At 49.7% G+C, this 16920-nt stretch carries 8 protein-coding genes; 4 read left to right on the top strand and 4 right to left on the bottom strand.

What is annotated here, in order from left to right:
- Positions 1-10: 10 nt before the first annotated feature.
- Complete coding sequence (sov, locus tag ACYVGO_RS05230) at positions 11-7630, bottom strand: T9SS outer membrane translocon Sov/SprA (protein ID WP_460968078.1); 7620 nt, start codon at positions 7628-7630, stop codon at positions 11-13.
- Positions 7631-7981: 351 nt separating this feature from the next.
- On the opposite strand from sov, the gene ACYVGO_RS05235 reads away from it, so the two are divergent.
- Positions 7982-8791 carry a Rossmann-like and DUF2520 domain-containing protein gene (locus tag ACYVGO_RS05235; protein WP_460968080.1) on the top strand — a complete coding sequence of 270 codons (810 nt, stop codon included), beginning with the start codon at positions 7982-7984 and terminating at the stop codon, positions 8789-8791.
- A gap of 139 nt (positions 8792-8930) precedes the next feature.
- The gene (locus ACYVGO_RS05240; RefSeq protein WP_460968082.1) at positions 8931-9971 is read left to right on the top strand and encodes a WD40/YVTN/BNR-like repeat-containing protein; all 1041 of its coding nucleotides are present in this window, start codon (positions 8931-8933) and stop codon (positions 9969-9971) included.
- A gap of 72 nt (positions 9972-10043) precedes the next feature.
- On the opposite strand, the gene ACYVGO_RS05245 is transcribed toward ACYVGO_RS05240, so the two are convergent.
- Positions 10044-11597 (bottom strand): DUF4394 domain-containing protein, encoded by a 1554-nt coding sequence (locus ACYVGO_RS05245; protein WP_460968083.1) that lies wholly within the window; start codon positions 11595-11597, stop codon positions 10044-10046.
- A 156-nt stretch (positions 11598-11753) separates the two neighbouring features.
- A complete protein-coding gene (locus ACYVGO_RS05250) occupies positions 11754-13277 on the bottom strand; it encodes a capsule assembly Wzi family protein (RefSeq protein WP_460968085.1) in 1524 nt (507 codons plus the stop codon).
- 141 nt (positions 13278-13418) lie between these two features.
- Between ACYVGO_RS05250 and ACYVGO_RS05255 the strand changes: the two genes are divergently transcribed.
- Positions 13419-14237: an aldo/keto reductase gene (locus ACYVGO_RS05255; RefSeq protein WP_460968087.1), complete on the top strand. Its 819-nt coding sequence runs from the start codon at positions 13419-13421 to the stop codon at positions 14235-14237.
- A 10-nt stretch (positions 14238-14247) separates the two neighbouring features.
- Here the strand turns inward: ACYVGO_RS05255 and ACYVGO_RS05260 are convergent, their stop codons facing one another.
- Positions 14248-15027, bottom strand: coding sequence for a Nif3-like dinuclear metal center hexameric protein (locus ACYVGO_RS05260; protein WP_460968088.1), 780 nt, complete (start codon positions 15025-15027; stop codon positions 14248-14250).
- 362 nt (positions 15028-15389) lie between these two features.
- Here ACYVGO_RS05260 and ACYVGO_RS05265 point away from each other — a divergent pair, with 362 nt between their 5' ends.
- A complete protein-coding gene (locus ACYVGO_RS05265; RefSeq protein WP_460968170.1) occupies positions 15390-16775 on the top strand; it encodes an MATE family efflux transporter in 1386 nt (461 codons plus the stop codon).
- The last annotated feature ends 145 nt before the right edge of the window (positions 16776-16920 follow it).

Genomic DNA, 16920 nt, shown 5'->3' on the forward strand with positions numbered 1-16920 from the left:
TTCCTCCTGGCTACTCAGCCAGGTTGAATTTCACCTGCACACCACCCGCCGTAGTAGCCCGTTTGAACGAGTTTGACACGAGTGGATCATTAAACGTTCGATCAAAATACAGGTTGAAGTTCAGGCGCTTACTAACAATGTAGCTAATCTGCGGACGTAGCTGGAAGTTTACGTTACCCGCCGTAACAATCTGCTCGGCATCTAACTTACGTTGAATCGTTCGCGTATCACGGAACGTCAGCGCCAGGGAGAACGTCAGATCGTTTTTCAGCTTCTTATAAGCGCCATTGATCCTGAATGGAATCCGGAAATTTTGCCGGGTGAAGCCCATAGAGGCCGTTAGATCTTTATTGCTCAATTCGGCAACCTGGGCATTCGACAAACTCAGGGCTACGTCGCGACTCTGATTGTAGGCCAATTGGCCGCTAATCCGGTTTTTCGTCTGAAACTGGACACCAATCATGGGTGCAAACTTCTCCGACATCGTGATGGTGCTCATCGCCACAATAGGCATAAACTGCCCCAATTGGTTAGTTAGCGTTCCTACTCCAAAGTCCTGCACCGCCAGATTTACATAAGCCGCTGTATAATCTAAGTTCGAGATGAAGTTACCGACGCTGTAAGTCGATGAATAGCTATGATTAATAGTAAAGGCGGAGAAGTATTTCCGAATAATGCCCAATCCCGAAATGCCATTGTAGGCAATCTGCCAGTTCGGAAGTGGGAAGTTATAAAACGGTGAGAACTTCGCTTTTTCTTTTTTCTGACCACTATAGGCTGCAAAAAACGAGGGGATCAGTACATCCTGTGCGTTTATATCGTATGTACCAACCCGGTTCCCTTCTTTTGCTTCGTTATTCAGTTTCTGCTGAAAATACGTACGATAGCTCTCAAGACTATCAAATAGAACAGACGTATTATCGCTACGCAACCCCTTAAACGCTGTTCGGAACGACCAGAACGACATACTGAATTGTCCGCTACGAACCGGTGTCTGAGTCTCGAATGGACCACCCTGCGAGCCTGGCCGGTAGTACTCCTGATATGCATCCGTCCGGTCGAGCCGCCAGTTGATCTGCATTCGGAAGTCCTTAAACGGTTCCAGCGTTGTGCTGGCGGTAAACTTCTTCGTAATGTTCTGCTGGAAAGCGGTATTCTGTACCGTACTCGGTGATAACCAGCCTTTCTGGGCCGCTTTATACGCTATGTTGTGATCCTGGCTACCCAATATAAAACCTAATCCCGGTGCGTTTTCGGCACTGAGTCCAAACAGTTTTGGCGTTGGCAGGAAACCTGGCAAAATCGTGGACTCCTGCAAATTATAGGAGAAGTTGATACCGCGCACGGTCAGCAATGCCCGCGTAAAGTTCTTTAGTATTTTGCTGTCGCCCCGCTCAATATCCTCGATGTCGCCTGGGTTACGGGCAAAGTTTTTTCGAACCGGCGCAGGCGTATTGGCAAAGCGCAGGTAGCGGATTTTATTGTAGAGCCGGATTAAATCGACCCGCCCCGTAATGCCCTGCTCACGGTCGTTGCGGATAATATTCCCAAACGGAACACCCAGCGAATCGACAATGCCGTAGGAGTTAGCCTGGAACTGGTAGCCCACTCTGTAACTGGCGTCGGCGGCAATCCAGTCGAGTAACGGAATCTTGTCTAACGGCAGTCGATAGGTGGCCCGGATTTCCTGCACGAAGTTTTTCATCCGGCCCAGGTGCTTAATGCTGTTTAGAATCGAGTCGCGTTTAGCCTGGGTGTTAATATCGCCCGCCGGTTCGTCGATAATAGCATTAGCCTGCGCATGATAGGTCAATACCAGACTGCGCGTCAGGTTCCAGGTCAGATCGTAATAGCGATTGAACAGGAAGTACTTCTCAAATTGCGGCTGGATTCCGTCCGTTGTCAGGTCTGATGAACGAAGCTGGGTTTTAATATAACTCCGGTCCATATCCGTACGAATCGAGACCAACGTTGGCAAGAGCGTTAGGTTGAAATCTTTAAGCCAGCGCAGATACGGAGCCTCAAAGGAAGCCACATTTCGGAACGGTTCAAAGGGTTTTGGTTGTGCGCTATAGGTATACGAAATGCCTCCCCGATTCTGGCGTTGCAGGTATTCCTGGGTTAGAATGTTCGTGCGTTTCATATCGTTGAACGCATACGTAAACGCAAAATTTTCAAAATCCCAGAAATGCGACTTGGCATTCGGGTTGGTTTTCATCTTCCGCACGTTCGAGAAATTATAGCCTCGACGCGTCGTATTATCCTGCACTAACTGACGATAGCCGGCCCGCTCGGATTCCGACTTCGTGGACAGCGACGTTTCCAGTGGGGTATCCGGGTCCAGCGGGTCAAAATGCGGATCAACGTTGCGGTGGTCGTAGTTGATGTAGAGTGGCACCTTAAGCCCCCAACTGGCTGGCAGGAACTTATCGATGGCAAGGGCTGATGAGAGCCCAAACTCAGAGGTCGTTTCGAGGGCACGCTCGCCAATGCGAGTCTGCACTCCTCCGAAACCAAAGGTCGTAATTCGACCTGAAGCTGTGAGTGTGCCCAGGTCCGCTAACTTCATATTCACCGAGCCTACAGCGGCCACCCCGGCGTGCTGGTCGTAGCCGTTGGCCCGCAGTTCATCAACCCAGATCGTGAACGTTTTAGGGCGCTCGCCATCGCCAAGAATTTTGGGATTGCGCATTCCAATCATGATGGATTGTACCGAACTCAAATCAGGGTTACCTACCACCGTGAGCAAATAACGTCCCGTGGAAGAAGCCTGCGTAAACGGTAGGGACGTTTTTCGGCCAAACTCTCGGTTCCGATTCGCTTTAAGGTCAATTAATTCCTGAAGTGCCAAATCCAGGGTATTACCATCTGGCCAGACAACATTATCGGGCTGATTACCAGCCGGTGTAGCAATTAATCGAGGGATTTCAATCTCGTAGTAGTTATCAGTATAGTCAGTCCCAATCCGAACAAAAGCTGATACCTGTCCACTTTCAGTTTCGGGATTGTGCATGTGCACAAACATTTTGATCCGCTCCCTGAATAACAGGTTGTAATTAGTGTTTTTGAATGCGCCCCGCGAATCGCCATCGCGCAAATTCGTTACGCTCAGGCGCATCGACTGCTCGTTCAACTCAACAATATTCGGCTGGGTATAATCGCGATCCCGAACGTAGCCCGGAGGCACTGTATACTGGTATTTATCGCCCCCCTGCGTGGTGGTTTGCGTACTGCTGTTTTCTTCAATGTTTACCGTCGAGACAGTAAAGTTGGCATCGTAAGGCTCGGGGACTTCCTGTAACCCGTGTTGAGTCAGATCGCCCGTATACTTCCGATACTGGTTAGCTTCCATCTGTAATTCGGCAAACCGAAGTACAACGGGATCAGCAAAGTTGGTCAGGTACATCCGCATAAACCGGATGGACTTATACCCATTGATGCTGCCTACTTTCCGCAAAGGCTCCCGCACCGGAATCCGGAACTGATACCAGTTTACGGGGCCTCCCGGTGTATTTACCGTTACCCTATCAACAATGTATTTACTCTGGCCAACTTCCAGCTTATCGGGCTGTAAGTCAATTTCGTATTCGTAATAGGCTTCGTTGTCATTGATCGTGTTGTCGATATTCAAATCTTCAATATCGGGCAATGTGGTCGATGCGGGGGTCAGGTACTGATTGGCGCTGGTGTTTTCGGGCGAGTTGTTCTCCATACCCATGAACTTCTTATACCGCGCAATAATGTACTTCTGCTGATCGGCATCGTCGCCGAGATAAAACTTGAAGTCATCGCCCGAAGGGTCCTGCTCAATATCGGCTAGCGCATTCGGATCACTAACTCGCGTACGAACGGCCGTCAGGTAATTTCTGAAAAAGTCTTTCTCGGCGGTAACACCCGCCGGAATATTGGCCTGGCTACTCAGCCCATCCAGACCAATATCCTGTTGCTCACGTGAACCACTCTGGAAAGCGTTCGTAACAAATTGCCGTGTTGGTGCCCGGCCCCATGCTGTAGCATCGGTACCTGGGTTTCGGGTGCTGATGACGGAATCGAGCGGAAACCCATTCTCAAATTCGTAGCGACTATCCTTAATAACGTCCTCTGAAATATCGCCCAGATTAAAGACGAGCTTCCCTCCTCCCCGGCGGCTTCCCCCTTTTAAAATCTGATTGGGGTTGGGGCCATATCGGATATCACCCGCATCACCCTTCACAAAGGGGTCCATAAGCCAGAACGTGATGTTTTCCACATTGGCGTTATCAAAATCAATGTCTGAGGAGATAGCTCGCGTAACGGCACCAAAGTTTTGGGTGGGGTTCGGCAAAAGGCCATTCGCATCCAGATTTGGGTTGTAGTTATACATACCCCGCTCCGACGGGAAATAGGCTACGTCCAGGATGTTTTCGGGCAACTGCACCGGCCTTGCCGACCGACCAGGGAATAACTCCTGGGGCAGGAATGGCCGTTCGTACATGTGCTTGTTGGCATCTTCGATATCAATATTCGAAGCCACGCCCAGTAACCCCGTCGATCCAAAAATACTTGGATCGACCGTATAGACCGAAATTCGGGCGCGGTTATAAGCATACGGTAGCGGATCAGCAAAAGAGCCTTGTGGAAACTGCTGCGGAGTAGCCCCCAAACGCCAGCGAATGGGTTGGCGAGTCAGGTCGAAAATAGTACGGGCCGCTTCAAAATCATCCAGATAGCTTTCGTTCTTGGCTTTTGGATTGGTGCCCGGAAAGAGCTGTGCGACCTCGCCATTGAACTGAACCGTCGACATTTCTTTGGTCTGCACACCCGGCAACGCATCCAGAAAACGCGTCAAACCGGGTGCATCTTTCCGGATGTTGGCGTTTACACCCAGAATTGTATTGTTAACGGGTTCGTTACCAAGGGCCACCCGCGTCAGGAAACCAGCCGGGGTTTCTTTCATATGCATGGCTGTTAAGCCAATACTAACGTCCTTATTAACTGCATAATCCAGGTGCGTACCAATAAGCGTACGGATCTGATTCTGAAACAAATCGGGCTGTTCATAGCTGATCCGAATCTCACGGCCCGAATTGGTCACGCTTTCATTGATAATTCGCAGACGGCCAATTTGAGCATCGAGTACGTAATCCTGGCCCGACACCAGCGGTACACCACCCGCCGTAACCGTAACCGACTGCTCATTAACACCCGGCGGCAGGGGAACCTCGGCACCATTGCCCGACTGGAACGAACCTTTCAGGAAAAACTTGTTTTTATCGGCAAGCTGGGCGGCATCTGCTTTGGTGGTACGATACAGCTGGTTAAAGACGTATTTCGCTTTGTAATTGTCTTCATCAGCATCGAACTGCCTTTCCAGATACGACCCGAAGGGTTCCAGAACCGGGAAAATGATTTTCCCATATCGGCTGTCAATCGTATAATTCTCAACGTAATCGAAATTACCATCCGGCTGAGCATCCAGTTGTTGGTTAAGCCGATCCATACCAAACAGTTGTACCAGCGGCCGATTCTGCGTTCGGCGCCCTTCCTGTAGGTTGGGGTTATCGATACCCGTCAGGTCATCCTTGTAAATAATTCGTAACTGAAATCCCTGGCGGGTAATCTGCGACGTGTTGAGTGGGTAGATGTTTTTCATCATCAGATTCCACATCGGCAACTGAAGGTTGTTGCGTAACGTAGCCGATTTAAGCAACTTCAATACCAGTACTTCATCGCCTTTACGCGACTGATAATCTTCCGTCAACTCCCCCACTTTATAGCGCCGACCCTGATAGGTATACTCATAGGCAACGGCCAGAATTTCGTCGTTCCGTAAAGGCGTTACAAGCGATATATAACCCAGATCGGCCTGCAATCTATACTCACGATCGGTCAGCCGTTTGGCGCCCCGGAGCAGGTCAAAATCGGTACCCTTGGCTAACTGGAAGGTGTTGGTTAATTGATCGTTCGTCTGATCTACCTGTCGGAAAGCAGCATTTGCGTTGGTCGTCAGTTTCGTAAAGAGACCGTTGGCCGTATTGGCCGTTGGGGTTCGGTTATCGCGCGAAAATGGCGAGAGGTTCGGGTTCGTCAGGCTATATGGATTACCCTCGCCCAAATCCTGAAATCCGGCAATATTCCGTAAAGATTCGGTGGTATTAGTCCGGTTTGTTACGTACACTTCAATCCGGGTTACGTTAACTCCCGACGTTACCTGAGGCATTGTTTTCAACGAGGACTCGTAATTAGCCCGGAAAAACTGCGACAGGAAAAAGTGCTGGTTCTCATCGTACCCATCAGCGCGGATTTCAAACGGACGGTTCGATGTGCCCCCTCTTAATACAATCTCATTCTTGCGTGACCGCTGCTGCGAGGCCACCAGCGTGGCGTTCAGTTTACCAAAACGCAACTGGGTTTTAATCCCGAATAGGTTTTGCACCCCTGGAATCAGTTGGCTGTTCACTGCCCAGCTGATGTTACCCACTTCGAGTCCCTGCAAAATACTTTCGTTTTGCGGGGTGAATCCGGGCATTCCCGGTGTACTGCCATTCACACCCGGAACACCCGGCAAATTAGGTGCCTTAGGCACGCCAGGTAAGCTGGGCAACCCCTGCCCCGTTCCAAACGCGGGCAACCCACCTCCGGGTCGATAGTTCAGTTTCAGCGCGTTCTCGAAATTGAAGCTGGCTTTGGTATCGAAGTTGGCGAGTACACCTAATTTCTCCCCAATCTTCCCATTGAAGTTGATGCTGATTTGCTCGTTGAAGAGAAAATTCCCGCTCCGACGCTGACGCACGGGATAGGCGGGATTATCATTAAATTGGTAGAGATACCCAAAATCGAGGGTTACAAAGCCATTCGGTTTAAAATCAACCTGGCTACCGCCAAACAGGCGATCAATTACGGGCGGCAATTCGAGTTTCGGGATTAATCCACGTCCACTTAAGGCACTTTGCCCATCGCGCTTGGCACCATACTCCCGCCAGACACTTTGTTCAACACGTTGGTTCTGAAGCTGGTTATAAGTCGAGAACGGTATCGTTTCCGCCGGTCGATACGGCAATCCGAATTGGGATGGAGGAAGTATAGGGCCAGTTGCTGGCTGGCCGAGTGAAGTTGTGGATGATGCCGGAGTCGTTACATCCGTTCGTCCCTGCACTGAATTAGGCGTAGGTGCACCCGATAAGGATACACCAGTCCTGACTCGCTCGGTAACGCCGATACCGCCATCGGGACTAAGTCGAAAATCTGTTGAAACACCTTTAGGGTCACGAAGAATAAAGGGGGATTTAGACGGTCGTTCGGAGAAGCGCGTAGCTCGCCGGTCAGGCCAGTTTACCGTTGGCCGTCGATTGGCACTGCGTAACGCCCGAATACTATCGGTACGATCCTGAAGCGCCTGCTTAGCCGAGTCCGCCCGCATAATGGCTCGTCGGCGAGCATTGGCCCGTGCCGAATCGGCAGTAGCTTGTTGACGCCGTGCTGCTGCTCCCCGTTTGGCGGGTGCTGGCTGGTCCTGACTGTAGCTTATACCCAGCCCCAACAATAGACAGCATCCCACTATCAACCAACCGTTCGGGATGAACAGAAGCCGACTAATGGTAAGAATAAAGTGACTGACAACAGGACTGTGAACAAAGTAGTGGTTCACCATTGGGGGTACTTTCAGGTTCAGTATGAGTAGCGAGGATACGTTCTTCTATCAAACGGCCAAAATTAGGCCATTCGTCTAATAGGGCAATAGATTTTTTACTAGGCTGTTTTCTTTCGTTTCAGTATACATAGGGAGTAAAATTACGCATTAAACTGTCTTCATGCGAACAAAGTAAGCCTCATTTTCTTGAACCAGAAGCTATAAACGACCTTGTTTACAAGCAGTTCTACAATTACCGGGCCATATTTTCACAGAATTAACGTGAAGAGGGCCGTTTCATATCCACGAATCGTTCTTGGTTCACACACTCGCTTTAGATAACGTTTCCAGTAAAATGTTCTATACTTGAACATGGAAATTTCGTTTATCGGCGCAGGAAACCTGGCCTGGCACCTCGCTCCAGCTCTTGAAAACGCGGGACATCATATCAATGAAGTATACAGTCGCCAGCTTCAGCACTCCCGCCAGCTAGTGAGTAACCTGTACGATGCGCGGACCCATTCCGAATTAAATTTTGCTGACAGCCCATCCCGATTGTTTGTGCTATCGGTTGCTGATCACGCACTCGAAGAGGTCTGCTCGCGACTGGTGTTACCTGAAAACTCTATACTTGTGCATACGTCTGGGGGCCAATCGTTGCGATCCCTGGAGCATTGGATGGCTATTTATAGCGATGTACCTATTCAGACGGGGGTTTTCTATGCCTTACAAACCTTTACCAAAGGCCAGCCCTTCATGGCCTTTGAGGAGATTCCACTTTGCATTGAAGCCTCTGACCCCGCTACTGAAGATAGCCTGGTTCAACTGGGCCAGGACATCAGCGATATTGTTTATTTGATTACATCCGACGAACGCCGAACCCTGCATATAGGCGCTGTATTAGCCTGCAATTTCACGAATCACTTACTAGCCCTTGCGCACGACCTCACTACGCACGAAGGATTGGAATTCGATTTACTCCGACCATTGATTGCGGAAACTTTCCGAAAAGGACTAGCTGCCCCTAACCCAGCCGACGTACAAACCGGTCCGGCCCGCCGGGGTGACCTGAGCACGATTGACTCCCATTTGGCTTATCTTAGTAATCAGCCTCGGGTATCCGAAGTTTATCAGGTGTTAACTGAAAGCATTCAACGGTATTATAAAAATCAGGGGCGTTAAGTTGATGAATAATGGACAATGGGTAACTCACTGGAAAATACCTTATTATAGAGTATCCATTTTACTGCACGTGCAGCCCTAGCAGTTCATTATTCATTGTCCATTATTCATTGTTCATTTATATTATCCCTTTACTGAAATGATTCGATTCTTCCACCTGCTGGCACTCTGCTTATTGGCTCCGTTCAACTGCCTTGCTCAGTGGCAGATGCAATCCGTTGGTACCGATGCCAGTTTCCGCACTGTCAGTGTTGTCAGCGCTGATATTGCCTGGATTGGCGGTACAAAAGGAACCTTTGTCCGAACGGCCGACGGTGGTAAAACCTGGCAAACGGGTACAGTTCCCGACGCGCAAACCTGCGACTTCCGCGATGTAAAGGCCATAGATGCCCAGACCGCTTTTTTCATGAGCGCTGGCCCCGCCGAAAAAGACCAGGCCCGAATTTACAAAACCAATGACGGCGGACAGACCTGGGTACTACTTTACCAAACGCAACAGAAAGGCGTGTTTTTCGACGGAATCGACTTTTGGGACAATCAACATGGCATCGTATTTAGCGATCCCCCAGCGGATGCTGCTATTGATAGTAAGTGGTTTATGCTAACCACCGACGACGGCGGAAAAACCTGGCAACCGATCCCTGCGGCTTCGTTACCACTGATGGAGCCTAATGAAGCGGCTTTTGCGGCCAGCGGTACCAGCCTCGTTGTACACGGAAAACGAAACGTCTGGATTGCCTCGGGCGGTGGGCAATACGGGCGCGTATTCCGTTCCAGTGATCGGGGAAAAACCTGGAACGTCAGCAAAACGCCCTTACCAGGCGGAGAAGCCACGGGCTTGTTTGGTATGCATTTCTTCAGTGACAAAATTGGCATGGTCGTCGGTGGTAATTACAAACAGGAGCAGCAGCCCGGCCCAAACGCAGCCATCACCCGCGACGGTGGCCAAACCTGGCAACTCGTAGCCCAGACGAATCCAGCGGGCCTGAAAGAAGCCATCGCCCTGCTTCCCGACGACCGTTTACTAACCGTTGGTCCTTCAGGCACGAGCCTATCGGCCGATCAGGGCCAAACCTGGCAGAAACTTGATACAGAAGGCTTCCATTCAATGGGTTGCGCTAAAGGTACTTGTTACGCTGTAGGTGCCAAAGGGAAAGTGGCTGTTCAGCGATTTAAGTGAAATTTGGTTTTAAATAGAATAGCCCGCCTTGTTGATCAACAAGGCGGGCCGATTATAGTAACATCAATCAACTTAGAATCCTAAACCAACAGTAAAGCCACGAACAATGGGGCTACCTGGAACAGTTGGGCCAGCCGTGGCTGCGCCTGTTGCTAAGTTAATTGTATAGACTTTCGTGCTGTTACCACCTGTACGAAGTAGCGCATAAGCCGTACCGGTTGCGCCACCAATATCGAAGCCATTGGCACTTTCTACCTCAACACCCAGCGGACCAACAGATACTAATGTACCATTATTTGGTGGATTTTGCTGGAGTAAAACCGCGCTGCCCGGACGAATATCAATATCATATAACGTTGTTGTGAGGGCTCCTGCGAAGTTGTTCGTATACGCAGCCGCTGTTACATTTGGTGTTCCTGGGTTTAAATTTCCATCAGTAGCAGCTAAAGCGCCATTATCCGGATTCAGACGAAGATTCTGTCCTGTGTTGCTAACAACCCGAATACGGTCGACTGTTGGGTTGAAATCGAAACCAAAGTCCGTTCCTGACAGAGTGAATGCCCCGGCACTACCCACCTGCACCAGACTCCAAACGTTTGTATTAGTAACCGCAACCGTATACAGTCGGCTAGTGCTACCCAGTACAAACAGCTGACCATTTACTGGCCGGGAGTCGATACCAAGAATGGTTTCGCCCGGTTGAAGGCCCGTAATGGTTTTTAGAGTTAGGCCCGTTAGACTAACGGGATTGAAAATAAGCAGGCTATTGTTGCTGTCAATGGCGTAGGCAACCGGATTCGTTGGAATGGCCAGCCCAATGACCGTACCCGTCAGGTTACCCAGTTTCTGCAAACGACCAGTTGCCAGGTTAATCTGATCTAACTCCGATGAGCCATTAAACTGCACAGCAACCAGCCCCTGTGTGTTGTCATTCGGTGAAATATCGAAACCAGCAGACCCAGCTATATCTAAGCCTAGCGGCCCAACGTCGGTCAGTGTACCGTTGTTAGGTGGGTTTTGAATATAGAGCCGGTCGGTGGCCGGATCAATATCATACAAAGTTGTTGTTGTTACACCCGCGCTGTTATTTGTGTAGGCCACTTCCGAAATCATAGCACCAGAAACGCCATTAATGGCTCCATCCACAGCAACTACCTGCCCTGTTTCGGGATGCAGTCGCAAATCCTGCCCGGTGTTCGTAACCAGGCGAATACGATCAACTGTCGGGTTAAAATCAATACCAACAACAGACCCCGAAATAGCGGGTGTAAATGGACTCGTTGTCAGAGGTCGGGCTTCTGCTGTTGTTGGATTAATAACAAACAGACGGCTCATACTACTGACTCCGTACAGTTGTCCGGTAGCGGGTCGAAAATCAATTGACAACATGCGTTCACCAGCCTGAAAGTTTACGCCAGTAATGACAAGATTTGACAAGACCACATTGGGATTCTTGATGTTCACCCGCTGCAACTGATTAGCATCATTTAATAGGTAAACACTTGCATCGGGCACGGCACCTGGGTCTGGTGGTAGACGGTGATCCTGACAGGCATTGAGCGTCAGTAAGGAACCAAGCGCCAGCATACCGGCCAGGACACGTAGAAAGGGCTTTCTGTAAAGCATAGCCATAGTTTTTCTCGTTGAAGAATTAGTTAGGGACGCAGTAAACAGGCTAACTGCACTTGACTATACGGCAATACGCGTCAAACGGATTTAGAGATATTAAAAAGAGATTAAAATATTTTTTAATGGAAACGTATATTTCTCATAAAGACCTTATTACCAGAACTTTTTCAAACTTAGGTAACCGGCAAACGCATCCGGCATCAACTCCCCCCGATCAAGCGATAGTGTTGTTGTTAGTGATGTACCCGACCATTTACGGATAGGCCACTGTGCGCTTAGCAAGGTGGATAACTGATGAAAAACTTGTGGGTAAGGCTGTTTGTAAGAACCAAAATTTCGGCTGTAAGAAAGTCGTGTCGTTAGTATTGGCCCCCGTTGAAAAGCACTTATCGTACCCAGGTACCAAGCCACAACCCGGTTATTCGGGTAAAATCCATTGCCTGCATATTCAGTAGCTACCGCTGGTGCCAAATCCGAACGAGGCATGATGAAAGGCGTTCCAATTGTTCGTCCCCGATACGACCATCCCTCAATGTACTGGCTGTTATTAAAGTAATTATCAGCTCCCTGATAGCGGGCTGTTGGGTCGAAGGTTGGGCCGCTTTGATTCGTTGTACTCAGCCATTCGAGAACGAGTCGCTGAAACCGGAAACGGGTGTTTGTTGTGGCATGATTTTGAAACCGTAAGCCCGTTAATCCATCTGGTACATTTTGCAATGCCAGACCTGATGCATCATCGTACATGTGCTGATGATAGAGTAGCCAGTTCGTTCGAACACCTTTCCATTCCAACGCTACATCATAGTTCCCAACGTGGTTACCCACGCGATTCGTCCCATCGAACGTAGTGAATCGGTTGTTTTCCAGCGCATCAGGATACCGACCGGTAATAATTGATAGATAGTCCTGGAAGGAAGTTGGCAACCCTCCATTGACAGCTAAATCGGGTCGATTAAGCAAATAATCAGCATGGCCACCCCATTGCACCTGATGATTCAGCCCAGCATAGAAACGAACCCGCCAATTTGGCTTCCCGATTCGGCCATAGAAGTATTTCTGATGAAGATAACTCCCCTGAATGTACGAGTCGATAAGCCATCCATGTGCATAGCCAACCCGAAAAGCCAGCAGTTTTTTGGTAAAGCCAATGGGCACATAATCAGGCGTATGTAACTGAATTTTCGGAAACGGCATTGCATTACCAGACCAGGCCACAAAGCCCGACGTCAGGAGCGTATCACCTAAGCCAGCCACTTCACGGCGGTTGCCCCCATAAAGCTCCAGCGCACCAAAACGGATTTTTACATACGCATCAGGCAACAGAATAGCCGGATTGTTAGACGTTGATCGAGGACCTACATTGGCAATGGCATAAGCCCCAAAACCCCAGTCGAAACGGGATTTCCGTTTTGGTATCGAATCGGGTCGGGGTTTGTAGTCGCGTTGTATACCCAACCGAACCGTTCCGAATGATCCCTGTACAGGAACGATATTGTACTGATTAGCCCGTAACCAGAAAGGGTTTTGGTCGTTTGATGTTGCCAGCCCACCGATTTCAGCTGAGTAATGAACGGTACCCGTCGATGGAACCGATTGGGCCCGAACAACCAGCCTGGTTAAACTAATAAGGCACGTAATCAGGTAAAGTGTCCGCATAAACCAGTAAACTAAGGCCATGGCTATTCTACCCGTAAACATACGGTAGAATAGCCAATTCAGCTTGCGCACTTATTTGTTAGTGTTTTTTTAAACATCTTGTCCTGGTTTTTAATTAATATATGAAACTTAGTTTTACCGTAAGAAACTTGCCTTTACTGAATGACTATACCCTCTACCACACTTAATAATGGTGTTGAAATGCCGCTATTGGGCCTTGGTGTTTTTGCGCCAGCTCAGGCCAATGAAGTACAGCAGGCAATTGAGTGGGCACTTGAAGCGGGTTGCCGATTGATTGACACCGCAGCTGCCTATGGTAATGAACGCGAAGTAGCCAATGCCATCAGAGCCAGCGGAATTCCCCGAAGTGATATCTTCATTACTACCAAAGTCTGGAACGACGATCAGGGTTATACCCGAACACTCCGGGCATTCAACCGGAGTCTGGAACGGCTTGGCCTCGATGTAGTGGATTTATACCTGATCCACTGGCCCATAAAAGAGCACCGACACGAAACATGGAGGGCTCTCGAAAAAATCTACTCAGACGGGCGAGCCCGTGCCATTGGGGTTTCAAATCATTACCCGGCGCATTTGGAGGAACTATTGACCGAGGCCCATATAATACCCGCCGTCAATCAGTTTGAGCTAAGTCCCTACAGCTACCTGCCCGAAGTCCTGGATTATTGTCGCGAGAAGACTATACAGCCTGAAGGGTACGCACCTTTGGTACGTGGCGAGAAAGCAAATGATCCAAAACTGGTTGCACTGGCAGAAAAATATGGCAAAAGCACGTACCAGATGCTCATCCGGTGGTCATTGCAACATGGCGTCGTTACCATTCCAAAGTCGGTGAAGCGAGAACGAATTCAGGAAAATTTCGATGTATTGGATTTCACGATTTCCGATGAAGATATGGCCGAGATGAATACCTTCTATGACAATACTCGTATAGCCGACGATCCACGGGAAATAGCTTAGTTAACTACACTTACAGTTTGCTGAGTATTGTTGGTTCATGAACGATGCACTCAATAGAATAGTGTTTGTGTAACAGATTAGCCAACTCACGTAATCCCCAAACTTCGCTTCGGCGATGGCCAACAGCAATAAAGGCAATGCCCGTGGCATCAACTGCCTGTTGGCCGGGTTTACGATACGACCCCGTTAAGTACATGGTTGCACCCTTTGCAGCCGCTTCCCGGACAAGCACATCCGTCATGGCTCCCACTACAGCAACTCGATAGCTGGTGGGTTGCCAACCGGCGGTACCTCGTCCGGCTTCAGCCCGATCATACCCTCCGAACATGGTTTTGACAGTTGTAAGCCACTGATCAAATTCCTGCGGGGGAATATCAATAAGCATTCCGAGAGGTCGGCGGGGCAATACCTTGCCAGCCTCAGCGCTATCTTGTTTATAGCCGATTGGCTCTAAGCCGCCAATAGCTCCCATTTGCTTCGCCAGTCGAGGATTATAGCCAATTGTCAGGGTTTCATCAAAGGGCAGATGGTGCGTCAAAACTCCGAGATCAGTCGGCAGACTCGTTAAGTCGAGCTGCCAGGGCCGGTGTAGCCAAAGGGCGTCGATATGCGTCTCACTGACCCAGTCTGCTAGTTTAGGAAATGGCTCTAAGGCTAGGCCAAGCCGTCGGATCGGGCGTTTGGACGGGTAATAAGTCCCGCCCTGCTCAGTGCCAGGATAGCGATCAGCCGCCAACTCATCTCGCAGAAAATCAGCAATATCGTTTAAATAGAATGGTGACGTAGGCATAGGTAAGAGAATGTAAAATGGATAATGTAGAATGTAGAATAAGGCACCCTAACAGTTGTGCTCATTCTACATTCTACATTATCCATTTACTTAACTGCATGCTCATCGGATAGTTTGTGAATGACCGGTCACTAAACCAAATTTGGTTTTTCAAAAAAGAAAATTGTAAGTTTGCAGCCTTAACTGCAACCGCCCGTCGGTTAGCCAACGCCCATGAAGTTCCTCGCTTAAAAACCCAAGCGGTTTTTCATTTTTTCTTCAGAGTACCGCCACCTGCTTCTGCTTCGGTGGTCATTCACGTTTTTCAGGCCATTCATTCGCTGTCAATAGCCCGCTGGGCTTCGGCATATTCTTTTGTTCCAATGACCAAATTCTTTCGGTTATTCCTGGCCGCATTGCGTGGTTCGGAAACCAATTTTACAACCGGCAGTATTAACCGGGCTATTTTTCTGCTATCGGTGCCGATGATTCTGGAAATGGTGATGGAGTCACTCTTTGCAGTGGTCGATGTCTTTTTTGTGGCCAAAATCGGTACGGAAGCCATTGCCACAGTGGGCCTGACGGAGTCGGTACTCACTATTGTTTACTCCATTGCTATTGGCCTGAGCACAGCAGCTACGGCACTGGTATCCCGTCGGGTCGGCGAAGACAACCAGCGTGGGGCGGGGCATGCGGTTGGGCAGGTTATACTCGTGTCCGTTGCGCTGGGCCTGTTTATGGGCGTAGTCGGTTTTGTCTTTGCCGAAGACATCCTGCGCCTGATGGGTGGGGACTCAAAACTTATTGCCAATGGGGCCGGGTTTACGCGGATGATTTTCGCCAGTGCGCCCGCCATCATGCTCCTGTATACGCTAAGTGGTTGCCTGCGCGGTTCGGGCGATGCATCGGTAGCGATGCGCTCGCTATGGCTGGCCAACGGCGTAAACATCGTCCTATGCCCGGTCTTCATTTTCGGTCTGGGGCCATTCCCGGAAATGGGTGTGATGGGCTCGGCAGTGGCCACAACCATTGGCCGATCTATGGGTGTACTGTATCAGCTTTACGCCCTGACGCGGGTGAAAGGGGTTATTCAGGTTCTCCGGTCAGATGTGACTCCTGACCTGAGCTTAATCCGTAATCTGCTTAGTTTAGCCATTGGTGGTACCAGCCAGTTCCTGGTTGGATCGGCCAGCTGGATATTCCTGACGCGGATTTTATCTACGTTTGGTAGCGACGTAGTAGCTGGTTATACCATCGCCATTCGCATTATTGTATTCACGATTCTGCCTTCGTGGGGCATGGCTAATGCCGCTGCCACACTAGTTGGACAGAATTTGGGGGCTGGTCAGCCCGAACGTGCCGAAACCTCCGCCTGGCGGGCGGCTTTCTGCAACATGCTCTTTCTAGCTGCCGTTGGCATTGGCTTCTTCCTGGGAGCAACCCCCATCGTCGGTTTGTTCGACAATAATGTTCGCGTCGTCGAAATTGCGGTCGAATGCCTTCGCGTATTTTGCCTGGGTTATCTATTCATGGCGTATGGAATGGTGCTGAGTCAGTCGCTCAATGGCGCGGGCGATACCCGAACGCCTACACTCATTAACATTGTATGCTTCTGGGTGGTTGAAATACCACTGGCCTATACACTAGCTCATCTGCTGCATTGGGGACCTCCGGGGGTATTCTGGTCGGTGGCCATCAGTGAGACGTTGCTGGCTGGTATCGCCATCTGGATTTTCCGCCGGGGACGCTGGAAAACCGTTCAGGTGTAATGGCGTTGAATCTGTCTTGACCTACGCCATATCTCCAAGATATGGCGTAGGTCAAGACAGATTCAACGCCGAAACTTTTACCGAATAGTACCCGTTATAATTTACAGGCCTATAGCTTATTGCGCAGGATTTACGCCCTTGTTCG

The organism is Spirosoma migulaei (assembly GCF_054776855.1).